At 63.1% G+C, this 18829-nt stretch carries 19 protein-coding genes; 10 read left to right on the top strand and 9 right to left on the bottom strand.

Annotation, left to right across the window (positions count from 1 at the left end; translation table 11 throughout):
* Positions 1–31 precede the first annotated feature (31 nt).
* The 3 genes from FJW08_RS01400 to FJW08_RS01390 are packed head-to-tail and all read right to left on the bottom strand — an operon-like array spanning position 32 to position 3166.
* On the bottom strand, positions 32–1117 hold the full coding sequence (locus FJW08_RS01400; RefSeq protein ID WP_140808293.1) for an ABC transporter substrate-binding protein: 1086 nt from the start codon (positions 1115–1117) through the stop codon (positions 32–34).
* Positions 1114–2505 carry a sensor histidine kinase gene (locus tag FJW08_RS01395; protein ID WP_140808292.1) on the bottom strand — a complete coding sequence of 464 codons (1392 nt, stop codon included), beginning with the start codon at positions 2503–2505 and terminating at the stop codon, positions 1114–1116. Before FJW08_RS01395 ends, FJW08_RS01400 begins: the two co-directional genes overlap by 4 nt.
* Positions 2492–3166 carry a response regulator transcription factor gene (locus FJW08_RS01390; protein ID WP_140808290.1) on the bottom strand — a complete coding sequence of 225 codons (675 nt, stop codon included), beginning with the start codon at positions 3164–3166 and terminating at the stop codon, positions 2492–2494. Before FJW08_RS01390 ends, FJW08_RS01395 begins: the two co-directional genes overlap by 14 nt.
* Before the next feature lie 276 nt (positions 3167–3442).
* Between FJW08_RS01390 and FJW08_RS01385 the strand changes: the two genes are divergently transcribed.
* From FJW08_RS01385 to FJW08_RS01370, 4 genes are all read left to right on the top strand, one after another.
* Positions 3443–4417, top strand: coding sequence for a tripartite tricarboxylate transporter substrate-binding protein (locus FJW08_RS01385; RefSeq protein ID WP_140756822.1), 975 nt, complete (start codon positions 3443–3445; stop codon positions 4415–4417).
* Between the two features lie 93 nt (positions 4418–4510).
* Positions 4511–4969 carry a tripartite tricarboxylate transporter TctB family protein gene (locus FJW08_RS01380; protein ID WP_140808288.1) on the top strand — a complete coding sequence of 153 codons (459 nt, stop codon included), beginning with the start codon at positions 4511–4513 and terminating at the stop codon, positions 4967–4969.
* 38 nt (positions 4970–5007) lie between these two features.
* The gene (locus tag FJW08_RS01375) at positions 5008–6549 is read left to right on the top strand and encodes a tripartite tricarboxylate transporter permease (RefSeq protein WP_140808286.1); all 1542 of its coding nucleotides are present in this window, start codon (positions 5008–5010) and stop codon (positions 6547–6549) included.
* A 39-nt stretch (positions 6550–6588) separates the two neighbouring features.
* Positions 6589–6855 (top strand): hypothetical protein, encoded by a 267-nt coding sequence (locus FJW08_RS01370; RefSeq protein WP_210241171.1) that lies wholly within the window; start codon positions 6589–6591, stop codon positions 6853–6855.
* A gap of 35 nt (positions 6856–6890) precedes the next feature.
* On the opposite strand, the gene dgoD is transcribed toward FJW08_RS01370, so the two are convergent.
* The gene (gene dgoD / locus FJW08_RS01365; RefSeq protein WP_140808284.1) at positions 6891–8039 is read right to left on the bottom strand and encodes a galactonate dehydratase; all 1149 of its coding nucleotides are present in this window, start codon (positions 8037–8039) and stop codon (positions 6891–6893) included.
* A 16-nt stretch (positions 8040–8055) separates the two neighbouring features.
* Positions 8056–8745: a FadR/GntR family transcriptional regulator gene (locus FJW08_RS01360; RefSeq protein ID WP_140808403.1), complete on the bottom strand. Its 690-nt coding sequence runs from the start codon at positions 8743–8745 to the stop codon at positions 8056–8058.
* A gap of 257 nt (positions 8746–9002) precedes the next feature.
* On the opposite strand from FJW08_RS01360, the gene FJW08_RS01355 reads away from it, so the two are divergent.
* From FJW08_RS01355 to FJW08_RS01335, 5 genes are all read left to right on the top strand, one after another.
* Entirely contained in the window at positions 9003–9992 is a 990-nt protein-coding gene (locus tag FJW08_RS01355) for an arabinose ABC transporter substrate-binding protein (RefSeq protein WP_140808282.1), read from the top strand.
* A 70-nt stretch (positions 9993–10062) separates the two neighbouring features.
* Positions 10063–11574 carry an L-arabinose ABC transporter ATP-binding protein AraG gene (gene araG / locus FJW08_RS01350; protein WP_140808280.1) on the top strand — a complete coding sequence of 504 codons (1512 nt, stop codon included), beginning with the start codon at positions 10063–10065 and terminating at the stop codon, positions 11572–11574.
* 10 nt (positions 11575–11584) lie between these two features.
* Positions 11585–12535: an L-arabinose ABC transporter permease AraH gene (gene araH, locus FJW08_RS01345; RefSeq protein ID WP_140756835.1), complete on the top strand. Its 951-nt coding sequence runs from the start codon at positions 11585–11587 to the stop codon at positions 12533–12535.
* A gap of 6 nt (positions 12536–12541) precedes the next feature.
* Complete coding sequence (locus FJW08_RS01340; RefSeq protein ID WP_140808278.1) at positions 12542–13432, top strand: aldose 1-epimerase; 891 nt, start codon at positions 12542–12544, stop codon at positions 13430–13432.
* Positions 13425–14204, top strand: a complete 780-nt coding sequence (locus tag FJW08_RS01335) for an SDR family oxidoreductase (protein ID WP_140756839.1) — start codon at positions 13425–13427, stop codon at positions 14202–14204. The genes FJW08_RS01340 and FJW08_RS01335 overlap by 8 nt, the downstream gene beginning before the upstream one ends.
* Positions 14205–14407: 203 nt before the next feature.
* Here the strand turns inward: FJW08_RS01335 and FJW08_RS32275 are convergent, their stop codons facing one another.
* The 4 genes from FJW08_RS32275 to FJW08_RS01320 are packed head-to-tail and all read right to left on the bottom strand — an operon-like array spanning position 14408 to position 16559.
* Positions 14408–14581 carry a hypothetical protein gene (locus FJW08_RS32275; protein ID WP_181182804.1) on the bottom strand — a complete coding sequence of 58 codons (174 nt, stop codon included), beginning with the start codon at positions 14579–14581 and terminating at the stop codon, positions 14408–14410.
* A 31-nt stretch (positions 14582–14612) separates the two neighbouring features.
* Complete coding sequence (locus tag FJW08_RS01330) at positions 14613–15740, bottom strand: WD40 repeat domain-containing protein (RefSeq protein WP_140808276.1); 1128 nt, start codon at positions 15738–15740, stop codon at positions 14613–14615.
* Positions 15741–15753: 13 nt separating this feature from the next.
* The gene (locus FJW08_RS01325; protein WP_140756843.1) at positions 15754–16086 is read right to left on the bottom strand and encodes a hypothetical protein; all 333 of its coding nucleotides are present in this window, start codon (positions 16084–16086) and stop codon (positions 15754–15756) included.
* Positions 16083–16559 carry a hypothetical protein gene (locus tag FJW08_RS01320; protein WP_140808274.1) on the bottom strand — a complete coding sequence of 159 codons (477 nt, stop codon included), beginning with the start codon at positions 16557–16559 and terminating at the stop codon, positions 16083–16085. The genes FJW08_RS01325 and FJW08_RS01320 overlap by 4 nt, the downstream gene beginning before the upstream one ends.
* A 570-nt stretch (positions 16560–17129) precedes the next feature.
* Between FJW08_RS01320 and FJW08_RS01315 the strand changes: the two genes are divergently transcribed.
* Complete coding sequence (locus tag FJW08_RS01315) at positions 17130–18797, top strand: aromatic/alkene/methane monooxygenase hydroxylase/oxygenase subunit alpha (RefSeq protein ID WP_140756847.1); 1668 nt, start codon at positions 17130–17132, stop codon at positions 18795–18797.
* The last annotated feature ends 32 nt before the right edge of the window (positions 18798–18829 follow it).

Here is an 18829-nt window from a genome sequence, read left to right as displayed (position 1 = left end):
GTGCACCTGAGCCGCGCGACTGGCATAGAAGTCAGCGCGAAGGCTTGGCGACCAGGCTCGCCCAGTCGGCGATGAAGCGCTCGCGCAGGATCTTGTCTTGGGCGGCAAGCAGGGCGGGACCGATGCGAATGGGCCGTCCTATGCCCGATTCCATCAGTGCCGCCGGCCCGTCGACACCGTCGGGCAAGGGCGATTTCTCCGAGAAGAAAAACGCCTGCTCGCGGGCGACGCGCTGGCCGCGCTCGGACAGCAGATAGTCGAGAAACCGCGCCGCGAGATCGCGGTTGCCGGTGGTCGTTGGGATCATCACGCCCCTGGACAGGATCAGCGCGTAGTCGCGCGGCACGACGATCTTCAGGTTGGGGTTCTTGCGGTAGGCGGCATAGGCGTAGGACCCCAGAATGTTGTAGGCGATACGAATGTTGCCGCTGGCGACTTCGCCGAGAACCTCGGCGTTGCAGCAACGTTTGACCGCTTCCGCCCGGCTGAAGCTTTCCAGCAGCCGCCCGTAGATCGTCGGCGCCTGGCGCGCGTCGTTGAAGGCCAGCAGATAGCCGATGCCGGAGGCGGCGATATCGTAGGTGCCGATGCGGCCGCGGTAGACCTCGGGCTCGCGGCGCAGTAGATCGGCCAGTTCGTCATGCGTATGCGGGACGTCCCCGGGCGGCACTTTCGTGGAATCGTAGACGATGACGGCCGGCTCGAAGGTGAAGCCGTATACCTCCTCGCGCCAGTCGGCCCAGGCCGGCGCCGATCGCGCTTCGGGCGAGACATGCTGCAGGGCGCAGCCGTCATTAGCCAGTTTCACCAGTTGATCCACCGACGACGACAAAAGGATGTCGCCCGGCCCGCTGCCCTGGCGGCACGCCTGCTCCGCCTCGCGGAACAGGTCGTTGGTGACGTAGTCGGAGAACTCCACCGACACGCCGGGCGCGATTTGCTGGAAGTCGAGGACGAGCGGCCGCATCGCGTCGAGATCGGTCGCTGCATGGATAGTCAGCACGGCCGACTGCGCCTGTTTCGACTTGAAGAACACCCGGTCACCTTCGACGGCGCTGGCGACGCCGGCAAACAGCAGCAGGGCCAGGGCGCACAGCGTGGCCAGGGTCGCTCTCATGACCTCTCCTGCGCGTGAAGCGGCAATTCCAGCACCACGGTGAAACCGTGTGCACCGTTCTTCTCGCGAAAGCGAAGCGCGCCGCCGAGAGCGGCCGCGACCTCGGAAGCGATGGCGAAACCAAGCCCCGCGCTGCCCTCGCCGCTTTTTGTGGAGGTGAACCGCCTGGTCAGATGGTCGAAGTCCGCCGCCGACAGACCTGGCCCGTCATCCTCAACGGCGACCATCGCCAGCCCATTGCCGGTGGCGACGCGCACTTCGAGCCGGGAGATGGTCCCATGGCGCAAGGCATTGTCGATGACGTTGACGATCGCCTCGCGCAGGCTGAGCGCATCGCCGAGAACGGTCACCTCCTCGTCCGGGGCCTCGAAGGAAACGACGATGTCCGGATCTATGGTGATCGGAACGGCGGCACGAAAGGCCTTGCGCGCCGCTTCGGTCAGATCGACCGGCGCCAGTTGCGCCGAATCGAACCGGTGTATGACCATCGCGTGGCTGAGCAGCTGATTGGTGAAGCGCGACAGCTCCGCCGTGCGGTCGCGCACCCTTGTCAGATGGCGGCGGTCGCCTTCGGACAGGCGTTCGTCATTGATCAGGCTCACCTGTGCCGACAGCGCGGTAAGCGGTGTGCGGAGCTGATGGGCACTGTCGGCGACGAAGCGCTGCAGCAGCTTCATCCGGTCGTCGAGCCGGTTCATGAAATGGTTGATTGAAGCGACGAAGGGCGATAGCTCGCGCGGCACCGCCACGGCAAGCGGCGTCAGGTCTTGCGGATCGCGCGAGCGCAGCGCCTCGCCAAGATCGGCCACCGGACGCAGCGAATAGCGCACCGCCAAGGCCGAGCCGGCCAGTGCCAGAACGCTCATGACGGCGACCAAGACGCTGGCCCGCAGCGTCAGCTGCGACGCCAGCTCCGCCCGCGCTTCGGTGGTCTGGGCGATGATGATGTGAGCCCATCCGGACACCGCCGGATCGGACAGTGCGCGACCGGTGACCGCCACCCGAACCGGCACGCCGCGATAGACGGCCGAATGGAACACCGGGCTTGACCGTACCTTGCCAAGGTCGATCCCGGGCGGAAGATCGTCATAGCCGGTCAGCGTCCGGCCCGACGGCGCCATCACCCGATAGAAGATGCGGTCCCGCCCGGCCAGGCCGAGCAGTTCGAATGCGGACGGCGGCAGATCGAAGGTAAGCGTTCCCTCCTCGACCGTCAGGCTCTCGGTCATCTGGAACGCCGCGCCTTGCAGCAGGCGATCATAGGCATCGTCGGCGGCGGCACGCGCATAGTACCAGGCGGCGCTGACCAGAATGGCCGCGCCCAGCGCCAGCACCAGCGCGACGCGCAGCACCAGCCGCGAGAAGAGGGAGCGTTCATTGCCCTGCATCGGAGACGAGCTTATAGCCGATGTGCCGCACGGTGACGATGTGCGCCCTGGCGCCTTCCAGTTTCTTGCGCAGGCGACCGATATAAAGCTCGATCGCGTTGGCGCCGGCGGCCTCGTCGAATCCGAACAATTGGTCCAGCAATTCGTCCTTGCCGAAAACCCGGCCGGGTTTGGCCGCCAGGATTTCGAGAAGGCTGATTTCGCGCCGCTTCAACTGCACCTCGCGCTTGCCGACACGCACGCTGCGGTTGGCCCGGTCGAGCACGATATCGCCGCAGACGATCATGTTCGTCGCCTCGCCGCTACGCCGGCGCATCAGCACCCTTGCGCGCGCCTCGAGTTCGCGAAAATCGAACGGCTTGACCAGATAGTCGTCGGCGCCGAGATCCAGCGCGCTGACGCGGTCGTCGACTTCCGAGCGCGCGGTCAGCATCAGCACCGGTACGGCATTGCTGCCTTGCCTGAGCCGTCGCAGGATCTCGAAGCCGTCGAGACCCGGCAGCATGACGTCGAGAATGACCAGGTCGAATTCAGTGAAGTCGAGAATCTCCGACGCTGCATCGCCGTGTGTTTCCCAATCGACGGTGTGTCCGACCGCTTCGAAGCGACGGACGATGGCCTCGCCGACATCGTGGGTGTCTTCGACCAGCAGAATACGCATCAGCAACGTCTTGCACTGAACCCGGCGACGTTCAAGCGCCAAAGCCGCTACCGGCGGGCATGACAGCATGGTGACAGTTTTGAGGTGTATCAGACCTGCGTCTGTCCGCGGCACGAGGAGTGTGCGGACATGCGCGGGGGAGGAGAGCCCCGAAAACAGACGAGACGTTTGATCGAACGCGGCCGGTGCCGCGGCGACCAGAGGCTTCGTGCACTCGCCCGCCGCTGGCGGGACGGTTTTCCGGTCCCGGTATTCCAGGTCCATGAGGAGAAAACGATGATCCGATTTCTGACTAAAATGGTGGCCGGTGCCGCCCTTGTGGCGGTGGCCGCGGGCGGCATGGCCCTGGCCCAACCGGCAAAGCCGGAATGCCTCGCCGGCGCCAAACCCGGCGGCGGCTTCGATCTCACCTGCCGGCTCGCCGCCAACGCGTTACTCACCACCAAGCAGATTTCACAGCCGATGGCCGTGACCTACATGGAAGGCGGGGTAGGCGCGGTTGCCTACAACCATGTCATTGCCAAGCGCGCCAAGGACGGCAATCTCATCACCGCCGCTTCGTCGGGCTCGGCGCTGCTGATCGCCCAGGGCAAATTCGGCCAGTATGACGAGAACGCCGTACGGTGGCTCGGCGCGCTTGGCGCGGATTACGGGGTTCTCGTCGTGAATGCCGACTCGCCCTACAAGACGCTCAAGGATCTCGTCGACGCCTACAAGGCCGATCCGTCTTCCTTTGCCATCGCCGGCGGTGGCGCCGTCGGTTCGCAGGACTGGATGAAGGCCTCGCTTCTCGCCAAGGCCGCGGGCCAGGAGCCCAAGCAGATGCACTACGCGGCCCTCGAAGGCGGTGGCGCCGTGCTGACTGCGCTCGAAGGCGGGCACGTCCAGGTTGGATCGGGCGACGCCGCCGAAATGGTCAAGCATCATGTCGCCGGCAAGATCCGCATCCTTGCCGTCATGGCACCGCAGCGGCTGACGGGCGCATTGGCCGACGTTCCAACCGCGCATGAACAGGGCTTTGACATCGATTGGCCGATCTGGCGCGGTTACTACGTCGGCAAGGATGTCTCCGACGCCGATTTCGACTGGTGGGTGAAAGCCTTCGAGGCTGCCAGCAAGACCCCTGAATTCGCCAAGGAGCGTGAGGAGCGCGGCCTGTTCGAATTCACCATGGTAGGCAAGCCGTTCGAGGAGCGCGTCAAGGCCGACGTCGTGCGCTTCAAGCAACTCGCCAAGGAAGCTGGGATGTAATTCCCTCAAAAGGCAGCGGACCCTCCCCGGATTGGAAGGTCCGCTGCCGACTTCTGGACGAATGAGTTTCAAACGGACTGACGGAGGCCCGCAATGTCCGACAATGCCAGAACTGCTCTTGTGATCGGCCGAATTTCGGCATTGTGTCTGTTCGGCCTGGCCGTTGCCTATGGCGTCGGCGGCGCCAGCATCGAATACGCCTTCTCGTCCGACCCGCTCGGGCCTCGCGTGGTGCCGGTGGCCCTGGCCCTCATTCTCGGACTGCTGTGCGTGTTCTATGTGCGCTCGCCCGGCACCGCCGAGGCGTTTCCATCCGGACGGCTTTTGTGGCGGGTGCTCGCCATCCCTCTGGTGCTGGTCTTCTGCGTCGCGGTCTTCGAGACGGCGGGTTTCGCGATCTCCATCTTCCTGCTGACCCTCGGCACGGGCCTGATCTTCGGCGCGCCGCTCGGTTACGCGGCGGCCGGCGCGGCCGGCCATGCGGCGCTGTGGTGGTTCATCTTCTCCTACCTGCTGCAAGTCTATCTGCCCACGGGCACACTGTTCGGCTGATCGCGGATCGGCCGCTCCTTGCGGGAAAGGCAAACATCATGAATCTCGATTATCTCTGGCATGGGTTTACCGTCGCCCTGACCGGTCAGAACCTTCTCGTCGGCCTGATCGGCTGTTTCATCGGCACACTTGTCGGTGCGCTTCCCGCCATCGGCCCTATCAACGGCATCGCCCTGTTGCTGCCGATCGCCTACACGATGGGCCTTCCCGCTGAAAGCACGATGATCCTTTTGTCGGCCATCTATTGCGGCGCCGAATATGGCGGTCGCATTTCGTCGATCCTGCTCAATGTGCCGGGCGATGCCGGCGCCGTGATGACGGCGCTCGACGGCTATCCGATGGCGCGGCAGGGACGGGCCGGCGAGGCTTTGACGCTGTCCGGCATCTCGTCCTTCGTCGGCGGCATTTTCGGCTCCATCGGCCTTGCGCTGTTCGCGCCGGTTCTCGCCCGCCTGGCGATCGGCTTCGGCCCGGCCGAATATTTCGTGCTGATGGTCTTTGCTTTTGCCACCCTCGGCTCGATGGTCGGCAGCCAGCCGGTCAAGACGCTGATCGGCTGCACGCTCGGCCTGATGCTCGCCACCGTCGGCCTCGACGCCACGTCGGGCGCCTACCGCTTCACTTTCAATCAACCCGAACTCGGCGACGGCATCGAATTCGTGGTGCTGGTGATCGGCCTGTTTTCGATCTCGGAAGCGCTGGTCATCCTCGAGCACCAGGGCCGCGGCTTCACCGTGATCCGCGAACTCGGACGCATGACGGTGCGCGCTGCCGATGTCGCGAGATGCACGGGCACCATGCTGCGCAGCTCGGTCATCGGCTTCGTCGTCGGCGTGCTGCCCGGCACCGGTGCTTCCGTTTCCAGCGCCATCGCCTACACCACCGAGAAGCGCCTGTCGGACACCGAGGACACCTTCGGCAAGGGTGACGTGCGTGGGTTGGCGGCGCCGGAAGCGGCCAACAACGCCACCGCCTGCGGCGCCTTCGTGCCGATGCTGACCCTCGGGATTCCAGGCTCCGGCACCACTGCCGTCATGCTTGGCGCCTTGATGCTCTACAACATCCAGCCGGGGCCGATGCTCCTTACAGAGCGGCCGGAGATCGTCGGTGGCCTGGTCGCTTCGCTGTTCATAGGCAACTTTCTGCTGCTGCTGCTCAATCTTCCGCTGGTCAATATCTTCGCCCGCGTGCTGACCGTTCCGAACTGGCTTCTGGTTCCCGGCATTCTGGTCCTGTCGATCGTCGGCGTCTATTCGACCCACGCCTCCGTCTTCGCGATCTTCCTGATGCTCGGCATCGGCATGGTCGGCTGGCTGCTGCGTAAGGCGGGCTTCGACATGGCACCGATCATCCTCGGCTTCGTGCTCGGCCATGTCATGGAAATCAATCTGCGCAACGCGCTTGCGATCAGCGGCGGCGAGCTGTCGATCCTCTTCTCCAGCACCATCTGCATCGTATTGTGGGTCATGGCGGCGGCGGTGGCGGTCCTGCCGACGATGCTGTCCTGGCGTTCGCGGCGATTGAAGATGGCCCGCGCCACTCGGATGCCGGCAATCGACGGCGCCCCCCGACTCGATTGAGCCGATCCACCGCCGGCGCACCTTGCGCCGCCACACTGGATGGAACAGAGCGGGATCGATTTCGGTGTCTTTACCTGTGATCCGCCGCTCGCCGGTTTTTACGCCCGGGCGGGCGCATGGCTGATCATGCCGGATGCAGTTCTGATCGGCAGCCGGGCAAGGGATGCCTTGCGCAGCGACACGCTGGGGAGAGTCGTGTTGACGCGTCTTTTTTCGTCGAAGGCCATTACGGCCGAGTTGGAGATCACCCACTCGACGGTCGAACTTGACCTCCCGGTCGGGCAGTTTTGGCAAGCTCGTATTTGAAGGAGGAATTCTGTGAAGGCTGCCGCTCAGCCAAGTCACCACTCGGCGAAGGAGCCGTCCCTGTGGCGCCAGATCGGGTTACGCCAGCGATGTCCTTCCTTGCCGCGCTCCTTGACGTAGTCCTCGTCGATCTCGACACCGAGGCCCGGGCCATCGGGAATGGCGACATAGCCATCCTCGTAGCGGAAGACATCCTTGTTGGCGGCGTAGTCGAGCAGGTCATTGGCGGCGTTGTAGTGGATACCGAGGCTTTGCTCCTGGATGAAGCAGTTGTAGCTGACCGCATCAAGTTGCAGGCATGCGGCCAGCGCGATCGGACCGAGCGGGCAGTGCGGTGCCACCGCCACGTCATAGGCCTCCGCCATGGCCGCGATCTTGCGGCATTCGGTGATGCCGCCGGCATGCGACAAGTCGGGCTGGATGATGTCGACTATGGCTTCCTCGAACACGGACTTGAAGTCCCAGCGGCTGTAGAGGCGCTCGCCGAGCGCGATCGGCGTCGAGCCAAGGGCGGCGATCTCCTTCAGCGCCTCGCGGCTTTCGCTGAGCACCGGCTCCTCGATGAACATCAGCCTGTAGGGCTCAAGCTCCTTGACCAGGATGCGCGCCATCGGCCGATGCACGCGGCCGTGGAAATCGACGGCAATGCCAATGCCGGATCCGACGGCTTCACGAACCATGGCGACGCGCTCCACTGCCGCGTCGATCTTGTCGTGGCTGTCGACGATCTGCAGTTCCTCGGTGCCGTTCATTTTGAGTGCCAGGAAGCCGCGCGCCACCATTTCCCTGGCGCCGGCGGCAACCTCGGCCGGCCGGTCGCCGCCGATCCAGGAATAAACCTTGATGGTGTCACGCAACTTGCCGCCGAGCAGTTCATGCACGGGCACGCCGAGCGCCTTGCCCTTGATGTCCCACAGCGCCTGGTCGATGCCGGCAATGGCGCTCATCAGGATCGGCCCGCCGCGGTAGAAGCCGCCGCGATGCATCACCGTCCAGTGATCCTCGATCAGGCGCGGGTCTTTGCCGATGAGATAATCACCAAGCTCCTTGACCGCCGCCTCGACGGTCAGCGCCCTGCCTTCGACCACCGGCTCTCCCCAGCCGGTAACGCCTGCATCGGTCTCGATCTTCAGAAACAGCCAGCGTGGCGGAACGATGTAGGTGGTGAGCGAGGTGATCTTCATGCGGGCGGGACTTGTCTCAGTTGCTCTTGAGTTTCTTGGCGCTGGCGAGATCGCGCGCCGCAAGGTCGAGGATCCGGTTGGCTGCATCCCGCGCCGCCTTGGCGTCGCGCATGCGCAGCGCTTCTACCACCTCTTGATGCGCCGACACCGCTTCGGTGCGCCGCTCGAGCGAAATCGTCGCCGTTGCCTCCAGTGAGAATTTCAGCCCTGTGTCGATCAGATTGCCAATCTGGCGAAAGATCGGGTTGTGGCTGGCGGCATAGACGATCTGATGGAAGACAATATCGGAGCGCGAGAACGCTGCGAGATCCTCGCCTGCGCTTGCCATACCTTGCCACGCCGCCTCGAGATCGGCGATCTCCTGCAATGTCGCGCGCGTCGCGGCCAGCTCGGCGACCAGAGGTTCGATGGCCCTGCGCGTCTCCAGGATGGCGTCGAAGAGCTTGTCGTCCAGCGCATGCGGCGCATGCCAGGCCAGCACCTGCGGATCGATGATGTTCCAGTCGTCCTCGTCGCAGACGACGGTGCCGACGCGCGGCCGTGACAGCACCAGCCCCTTGGCGGCAAGCACCTTCAGGGCCTCGCGGATGACAGTGCGGCTGACGCCATATTCGACGCCAAGTTCGTTTTCGGTCGGCAATGAGGATCCGGCCGGATAGCGTCCGGAAAAGATGTCCGAGGCGATCGCCTTCGTCACATCCGGCATGACGCGCGGGCGGCGAGCGGTGGCGTTCCCCGGGGCCTTGTTTGAAATCTCGGTCACCTCAGCCCTCCTCCAAGGCGGCGAACCTGCCATGTTCGCACAACCGGCCGGCATTAGCGGATGCAAACGACTTGCGCCAGCGATCGTTGATCATAGCATGTATATTAATTGTCATACCAGATCAATTGACGAGTATGATAAAAGCGACTAGAGAATCCGATATCCGGGCTGAGCGCCCGGCCTATCGCTGGGAGGTAATCATGCGACTTTTGAAGACCGCGCTCGTCGCGGGCGCGCTTGCCATGCTGTCCGTCACGACCATCGCTGCATATGCTCAGGACACCAAGATCGGTTTCATCGTCAAACAGCCCGAGGAGCCATGGTTCCAGGACGAATGGAAGTTCGCCGACCAGGCCGCCAAGGAAAAGGGGTTCACCCTTGTCAAAATCGGCGCCGAGGACGGTGAGAAGCTGATGTCGGCGATCGACAATCTCGGCGCTCAGGGCGCCCAGGGCTTCATTGTCTGCACGCCGGACGTGAAGCTCGGGCCTGGCATCGTCGCCAAGGCCATCGCCAACAATCTCAAGCTGATGACCGTCGACGACCGTCTGGTTGGTGCCGACGGCAAGGCGCTGGAAGACGTGCCGCATATGGGCATCTCGGCAACCAAGATCGGCGAGGCCGTCGGCAAGGCCATCGTCGACGAGATGAAGGCACGCGGCTGGAAGGCCGACGAGGTCGGCGCCATTCGCGTCTCCTATGACCAGCTGCCCACGGCCGTCGACCGTGTCGAAGGCGCCATCTCGGTGCTGAAGGCGAATGGCTTCAAGACCGAGAACATCTTCGACGCGCCGCAGGCCAAGACCGACACGGAAGCCGCACTCAATGCCGCGACAGTCGTGCTCAACGCCCATGCTGACATCAAGAAATGGGTTTCCTTCGGCCTCAATGACGAAGCCGTACTGGGTGCGGTGCGTGCCGCCGAAAGCGTCGGCATTCCGGCGGACGGCATGATCGGCGTCGGCATTGGCGGCGCGGATTCGGCGATCAACGAGTTCAAGAAGCCGGCTGCCACCGGCTTTGTCGGCACCGTGATCATCTCGCCGAAGCGCCATGGCTACGAGACGGCGCTCAACATGTATGACTGGGTTGCCAACAACAAGGAACCGGAGAAGCTGATCCTGACCTCCGGTGCGCTGGCCAAGCGTGACGACTATCAGAAGGTCCGCCAGGGCCTCGGCATCGAATAGTCCTCCCTGTACAAACAGGCGGCGGCTCATCCCGCCGCCTGTTTCTCAATGGCAAGAAGGATCGCTGTCCGTGTCCTTTCTCGATTTCTCGCACATCACCAAGACCTATCCGGGCGTCAAGGCGTTGTCGGACGTCTCGTTCAGCGTTGACAAGGGCGCCGTGCACGGCCTGATGGGCGAGAACGGCGCCGGCAAATCCACCCTGATCAAGATCCTTTCCGGTGACCAGCATGCCGACGCGGGCGAAATCCGCATCGACGGCAAGGTACAGGCCTATGCCTCGACCCGGGATGCCTTCGACAATGGCGTCATCGTCATTCACCAGGAATTGCAGCTCGTTCCCGAGCTCACTGTTGCCGAAAATCTCAGCCTCGGCCGCTTTCCCGCCAGCGCCGGCATCATCGCGCGCACCAAGATGTTGGAAGACGTCGGCGCCAAGCTGAAATCGGCCGGCATCGACATCGACATGCGCCGCAAGGTCAAGACGCTGTCCATCGGCGAGCGCCAGATGGTCGAGATCGCCAAGGCGATCATGCTCAATGCGCGCGTCATCGCGCTGGACGAGCCGACCTCTTCCTTGTCGTCACGCGAGAGCGAAATCCTGTTTGCCCTGATCGATCGCCTGCGCGGCGAGGGCAAGGTCATCATCTATGTGTCGCATAGGCTCGACGAGGTGTTCCGGCTCTGCGACAGCCTGACCGTGCTGCGCGACGGCAAGCTCGCGGCGCACCATGCTTCGGTCAAGGACGTCACCCGCGACCAAGTCGTCGCCGAAATGGTCGGCCGTGAAATCTCTGACATCTGGGGTTTTCGTCCGCGCAAGGCCGGCGATATCAGGCTGAAAGTCGACGCTCTGTCCGGGGCAAAGCTCAGGACGCCGGCCAGTTTCGAGGCCCGCGCCGGCGAGATCGTCGGCTTCTTCGGCCTGATCGGTGCCGGCCGCTCGGAACTGATGCGGCTGGTCTTCGGCGCCGATCCGCGCTCGGGCGGCGCCATCACCGTCGACGGCAAGGCGGTCCACGCCGCCGACCCGCATGGCGCGATCCGCGCCGGCATCGTGCTGTGTTCGGAAGACCGCAAGCATGACGGCATCATCCAGGGCCGCTCGATCGAGGAGAACATCAACATCTCGTCACGGCGCCATCACACGCACTTCGGCATCTTGAACCGCGCCAGCGAAATCGCGACCGCCGAAACCTTCATCAAGAAGCTCAAGGTGCGCACGCCCTCGCGCAGGCAGGACATTATCAACCTCTCCGGCGGCAACCAGCAGAAGGTCATCCTTGGCCGCTGGCTGTCGGAGCAGGGCGTACGGGTTCTCATCGTCGACGAGCCGACGCGCGGCGTCGATGTCGGCGCGAAATCGGAAATCTACGAACTGCTCTACCAGCTTGCCGAGGACGGCATGGCGATCGTCGTCGTCTCGTCCGAACTGCCGGAGGTGATGGGCATCTGCGACCGCGTCCTGGTGATGTGCGGCGGGCGTATCAGTGCCGAACTCACCCGCGACCAGTTCGCCGAAAGGGCGATCCTGGCCGCCGCTCTTCCCGACAAGAAAACTCCCGACGCGATCGCATCCTGAGGACTCTGGCATGACCCAACCCTTGAAGAAGATCCTGCTCGGCGAACAGGGGCTCGTCGTCATCTTCGTCGTTGCCTTCGCGCTGGTGTCGGCTCTGGTGCCCAACTTCCTCACCGATCGCAACATGCTCGGCCTGCTGCAGTCGGTGGTCACTGTCGGCATCGTCGCCTGCACCATGATGTTCTGCCTCGCGGCGCGCGACTTTGACCTGTCGGTCGGTTCGATCGTCGCCTTTGCCGGCATGGTCGCGGTGATGGCGTCGAACGCGTCAGGTTCGATCCTGCTCGGCCTTCTGGCGGCAATTGCCTGCGGCGCCTTCGTCGGTTTCGTCAACGGCGTCGTCATCGCCAAATTTCGCATCAACGCGCTGATCACGACGTTGGCGACCATGCAGATCGTGCGCGGCCTTGCGCTGATCGCGTCCGATGGCCGCGCTGTCGGCATCAACAGCCCGGATTTCTACCAGCTCTCGCTGTCTAAATTTTTGGGCATTCCGACGCCGATCTGGGTATTGGCCGTCCTCTTCGGCATATTCGGCTTCGTGCTGAACCGCACGGTCTTCGGCAAGAACACGCTCGCCATCGGCGGCAACCCCGAGGCGTCACGTCTGGCCGGCGTCAATGTCGACAGGACACGCATCTGGATCTTCGCGCTGCAAGGTGTCGTCTGCGGCGTCGCCGGCATCCTGCTCGCATCGCGCATCACCTCGGGTCAGCCCAACGCGGCGGTCGGGCTCGAGCTTTCGGTCATCTCGGCCTGCGTGCTCGGCGGCGTCTCGCTTGCCGGCGGACGCGCCACCATGTCGGGCGTCATCGTCGGCGTGCTGATCATGGGCATCGCGGAAAACGCCATGAACCTGCTCAACATTCCGGCCTTCTACCAATACATCGTGCGTGGCGTGATCCTGCTGCTGGCCGTGCTGCTCGACAATCTGCGTTCGTCGGCACTGGGGCGGCGCTGAGCGGGCGTGTCGTCCCGGATTCTCATAGAGAGCGATCGGCTGAACGTCTGGATCAGCCCACTTGGGGGTGCGATCGTTGAGGGTCGTACGGTAGAAGGCATGCCGTTCCTTCGCCCCTACAAGGGCAACGCCAAGTTCGATGTGGCCGATGGCGCGTGCTTTCCGCTGGTGCCGCTCGGCAATCGCGTCGAGAACAATGCGTTCTCCTTCGGCGGTCGAACGGTTGCGTTCGCGCGCAATGCCGATGATCCGCTGTATATTCATGGCGATGGCTGGCTTGGCGCCTGGGCAGTGGAGGAATGCCGGGCCGATCACGTTGAACTGGCCTTCGACAAACAGCAGAGCGCGGTCTCGCCGTATGCCTATCATGTGCGACAGTCGTTCAGGCTCTTGGGTGCCCGACTGGAGTTACTGATGTCCGTCACGAACACTGGCGGCGTCACCCTGCCGTTCGGCCTCGGCTTTCATCCCTTCTTTCCGCGCACGCCTTTGACGACCCTGCTTGCCCAGGCCCAGGCGTGGTGGACGGAGGGCGATGGGCATCTTCCGGCCTCCAGGGGCGCCATTGCTGAAGATGTCGACTTCTCCACGGCGCGCCCATTGCCAGACAGCTGGCTGAACAATTGCTGCGAAAGCTGGAATGGCGTCGCGCGCATCGTCTGGCCGGAGCGGCGGCTCGGGGTGCACATCAAGGCGGACAGTGCGCTCGACCGCTACATGCTCTACGCGCCAGACCAGGACAAGAGCTACTTCTGTTTCGAGCCGATGAGCCACACGCCGAATGCACTGAGGCATGTCGATGCTGACACGATGGGGCTCAAGTTGCTGGCGCCCGGCGAAACGCTGAGCGCCGGATTCACAATGACCGTCTTCGATTGGAGTGACGACAATGGCTGAACGCCTTTCCGGCAAACGCATCTTCCTCACAGGCGCCGCCCAAGGCATCGGGCTGGCTATTGCCGAGGCCTGCCTTGCCGAAGGGGCAAAGCTGTTCCTCGTCGACCAGGACGGTGCGTTGCTGGACGAGACTGTCGCCGGCCTGGCCGGACCGCAAGGGCGTGTCGGGCATATCGCAGCCGATATCAGCGATGGGGCGGCGATTGCGGCTGCCGTTCGCCATGCAGCCGTTGAGATCGGCCCAATCAACGCTCTGATCAACAATGCGGGGATGAACGTGTTCTCGACACCGCTCGATGCGACTGAGGCCGAGTGGAACCGCAATTTCGACGTCAACGTGAAGGGCGCATGGAACTGCGGCAAGGCTGTCTTGCCGGGCATGATAGCAAGTGGCGGCGGGGCTATCCTCAACATAGCCTCGACGCATAGCTTCACCATCATCCCGCACACCTTCCCCTATCCAGTCGCCAAGCACGCACTGCTCGGCCTGACCAAGGCCTTGGCGCTCGAATACGCAGGCCAGGGCGTGCGGGTTAACGCGCTTGCGCCCGGCTATGTCGAGACGCAGAAGGTCGTCGATTACTGGAACTCGTTCCCCGACCCCGTTGCCGCCCGCGCCAAGACGATGGCGTTGCATCCGAGTGGCCGCATCGCCTCGCCGCGCGAGATCGCTCTTGCCGCGATCTTCATGATTTCCGACGAATGCCCGTTCATGAATGCAGCTTGCCTCGTCGTCGATGGCGGTCTCAGTCAGCTCCAGCACCCCGCCTGAACAATCCCGAAGAATGCATTAGACATCAAAAAAGCGCGAAGCGGGATTGCGCGTTAAATGAAGCAACCTTGGGAGCGCAGGCCGCGCGCCCACCAAACGGCGGACCAGCTGGCAACGGCGGTCGCGCTCGACATGACGGCACAGACTGGACACCGACCGTGCGCACCTACCTCGCCACCGAGGAACGGAACAGTCTCGTCGATCTAGTTCGTCTTCAGTTGACCAATCCGGTTTTCGGCGATCCAGCGCGCGGCGAGCACCAGCGCGCCCATGCTGAAATCCTTGCCGTGCTTGGCGACCATCTCTTCCGACAATTTGGCGAGCTGTTCGAAGAAGGCGTCCTTGCTCTCTTCCTCTGTGGTGATTTCAATCTGCATTTTATCCTCCTGTTTCGCGCGGACTGCCCCGCTATTTGAACATCTGCGCCGGAAAGGTGATGATCGCCGCAGTGCCGTCGACCATGCCCGCAGCCAGATGCCGTCCGTCGCCGGACCAGGCAAGCGCGGTTACCCCACTGCCCAAGGGCCGGACGAGAAGCTCGTCGCGTCCGCCGATCTGGGCGACGGTGATCCGGCCGTTGGCGTAGCCCGCCGCGACGAGTTTGTTCTCTGGATGCGCCGCCAACGTTTCGACCAGAACGAGACCGGCGCGACCGGTCTCCAGTGCTCCGGCGCTTTCGCCGTCAAGCGGCGGCGCGGTCATCGACCAACCGGCGATCCGGAACGCACCCGAGGCAAGCAGCGCGTTCGCCGGCTGGCTCCAGCACACGGTGCGGACCGGCGAGGGGAATCCCGCGATGACGCCGCTAAGACCATCGGCGATGTTGATCAGGGCAAAGCCGCCGGTTTCGAGCCCACTGGCCAACCATGTGCCATCGCCGCTCCAAAGGATCGATGTCGGGCGCGCCGGAAAGGCAAAGTCTCGTATCAGGCTGGCAGGCCCTTCGACTGCCCAGATCGACAGCCCATTGCCCAAGCCACAGGCGAGGCGGCGTCCGCCGGGGGAGAAGGCCAGTGCGTCCGTCGACGATGTCGCACCGCTTTCCAGCTTCGTCACATCGCCGAGGTTGCTGGAGAGGAAGACATCGCGCCCGTCGCTGACCGCCGTCATCGCTGTCGGGGCACTATGGTCGATCGCGACTATCGGCCCTTCGATCTTGATCTGTGTCTCCGCAACTTCGCCGTCAGCCGTCAGATGCACTGCCTTGCCGGTCGCCGTTCCGACGAGAAAGCTGGAATCCAGATAGGCGGCGAGGGGGGCATTGCCATCGCCAAACCCCGCCGAGGCGATCAACGGCACCGGCGGCTTCTCGCGCGGGCGGATCGTCGTCTGGCCGAGATCGCCGCTTACCCTGATGCGCGACTCCGGCGGTTCCTGGTCGGCGATCGCGGCCAGGGCGAGCGTTCCGTCCACGGATGTGAAAGCAACGGTCGAACCATCGGCGCTGAAGCACAGATCGGCGATCGCCGACGGGCGCCGCCAACTGCGTGCCAGCAGGTCGAACAAGGTCAGGTTTTGCATCGTCTGCTGGTTCACTGTGTCTCTCCTGTCAGTCCTCGTTCACTATCGCCGCGAGCTCGCGATCGACATCCGCGACCTCGCTTTCAGCAGCGGCGATGCGGTCTTCGCATGCCGAGCGCGCGTTCATGATCGCCTCGGCGCTCTCTTCCGCCTCATGCAAATCCTGCACCAGTTGCGCGCTGGCGCCGCTCCTGCCGATCTCCAGTTCCACGCGCAGCACATCCATCTCGAGACCCGCTAGTTTCTGATTGAGCCGCAATGTCTCGGCGGTGAGCGCCGAGACGTTGCCAACAAGAGCCATCCGGCGCTCAAGCAGCCCCTTGCGCGCGGCGGCTTGCCTCTTCACTGAACCCGTCGTCATTTCTCCTCTCCGGCTGCCGGCCCGGCCGGACTTTCGAAAGCCGAAAGCAGCTTAGGCAGAGTGTCAGCCTGCGATTGGAACTGCTTCTCGGCCGTTTCGATGTGGCTCTTGAGCTGATCCCAGATATCGACGCGGATCATCGATGTGGTGTCGCCGGTGAGGCGCTCGATCTCGTCGACGCGGAACTGGCGCGTCAGCGAAACACCGGAAAACACGAAGTCGCGCAGCAGGATCGCATGGCTCTCGATGAACAGATGGATCATCGGATGGGTTTCAGTGGTGACGCCGCCGGCAGCAAGCTCGGCCCGGATGAAGTCCTGGAAATGGCTTTGCAGCCGGTACTGGCTTTCTCCCATGAAACGCATGACGAAAACCAGGTCGCGCGGCATCAGCCTGACCAGATCGCCGGTCACCCCGTCGGCCTGGTTGGACATTGGCGGGGCTGGGCCCCGGTTGTCTTTGTCGTCCGGCATGATCCTTCTCTGACACTGCGCTCGTCCAAATGCCTGCTCAAGATAGTAGAGCAAGATCATAAAATAAATAGATCTCGAAAGAATTTGATTATATTGCGGAAGCTAACCGAATATATTGCAGTGCAAACATTAATAAATGTTACGGTCGTAATATACATGTGTAAAATATCGTTACAGTTGCCTATGCATTTATGAGCGGAATAGGCTGATATTTCGCTCGGCGCGTGGCTCACGGCCCCAGTTTTCGAACTGGCACGGCGATTGCTTTACCTGTTTGCATAAGAAGCCCATCGCGCTTGACGCGGTGCCAAAAGAACGAAGGACCGGAGGAAGCAGGGACAGGGTACATCCGCTTCGGCACGCCCTCGCAAAATGCGGTTGGCGTCTCGCGGCTCCCTGCCAGACACCTCGAAAACCTTTGCCGCGATCCACTTGAATGGCCGGACCATGAGTCGCGCCTGAATGCGCAACCCTTTGTCGTGCCGTTCGCACTCTCACTGGCGGTGCCGAGCGCCGCTTCATGCCGGGGTCAAGGGACCCGCGGCTCAAACCTGGTGGAGGCTTATGACGATGACGTCTCTGACGCTCAACAAGATCACCTCGCAACGCGGCATCTCCGTGGGCGAAGCAACCAAGAAGATCGCCGACCTCGGCTGGAATCCTTCCTACGTCCAGGAAGCGATGACGTTTCCGACCGACTACAAGATCAACAAGACGCCGCGCGACCCGATGAAGCAGGTCCTGCGGTCCTATTTCCCAATGCAGGAAGAGAAGGACAACCGCGTCTATGGCGCGCTGGACGCGGCGCTACGCGGCGACATGTTCCGCAATGTGGAACCGCGCTGGGTCGAATGGATGAAACTCTTCCTGGCCATCATTCCCTTCCCGGAAATCTCCGCCGCGCGCTCGATGGCGATGGTCGCCCGCATCGCGCCCGGCGAGGAGCTCAGAACCGGCTTCACGATGCAGATGATCGACGAGTTCCGTCACTCGACGATCCAGATGAACCTGAAGAAATGGTACATGGAGAACTACATCGATCCGGCCGGCTTCGACATCACCGAGGAAGCCTTCGGGAAATGCTACGCCACCACCATCGGTCGCCAGTTCGCCGAAGGCTTTATCACCGGCGATACCATGACCGCCGCCTGCATGTATCTGACCGTGGTGGCCGAAACCGCCTTCACCAACACGCTGTTCGTCGCCATGCCTTCGGAAGCCGCCCGCAATGGCGACTACGCACTGCCGACGGTTTTCCTGTCGGTGCAGTCGGATGAGAGCCGGCATATCGGCAATGGCCACTCGCTGCTGATGGCGGCGCTCAAGGAGCCGGAAAACCACCTGCTGCTCGAGCGCGACCTGCGCTACGCCTTCTGGCAGAACCACGCAATCGTCGATGCCGCCATCGGCACGTTCATCGAATACGGCACCACCAACCGCGACAAGAACAAGGAGTCTTACGCGGAAATGTGGCACCGCTGGATCTATGAGGACTACTACCGCACCTACATGCTGCCGCTCGAGAAATACGGCATCAAGGTCCATCACGACGACGTCCAGGCGGCCTGGGAACGCATCACCAAGAAGAACTACGTCCACAAGGTCGGGCAGTTCTTCGCGGTCGGCTGGCCGGTCAACTTCTGGCGCATCGAAGCCCAGACCGACAAGGACTTCGAGTGGTTCGAGCACAAGTATCCGGGCTGGTACGCCGAGTTCGGCGATTTCTGGAAGTGGTACGCCAAGCTCAGCCACAAGGGCGAGAAGGTGCTGCTGTTCAACAGCGACGTCGGCTACGTCTATCCGCACCGCTGCTGGTCCTGCCTCGTTCCCTGCCTGATCCGCGAGGACATGGTGGTCGGCGAGATCGACGGCCAGTTGCACACTTTCGCTCACGAACTCGACAAGTGGACCGCAACGGTGGCCTTCGCCGACGAGTATCAGGGCCGTCCGACACCTGCCATGGGCCGCTTCAGCGGCAAGCGCGAGTGGGAGACGCTCTATGACGGCTGGGACCTGGCCGATGCGATCAAGGACCTGAACTTCGTCCGTTCGGACGGCAAGACGCTGGTTCCGCAGCCGCATATGCGCTTCGACGACAAGGAAATGTGGACCCTCGACGACGTGCGCGGCAACAAGCTCGGATCGCCGCTGAACGCGCTGCGTGGCATGTCGCCAGCGGACCGCGAGAAGCACCTGGCGGAATACCGGGCCGGCTTCACCATCAATCCTTGCAACTGATCAGGCCAAAGGGGGGCGGGTTCGTCCCGCCC

The sequence above is a fragment of the Mesorhizobium sp. B3-2-1 genome (genome assembly GCF_006439515.1).
GTDB lineage: Bacteria > Pseudomonadota > Alphaproteobacteria > Rhizobiales > Rhizobiaceae > Mesorhizobium.
Note: the sequence above shows the minus strand (reverse complement) of the source record. Positions and strands in the feature narration are given on the sequence as shown.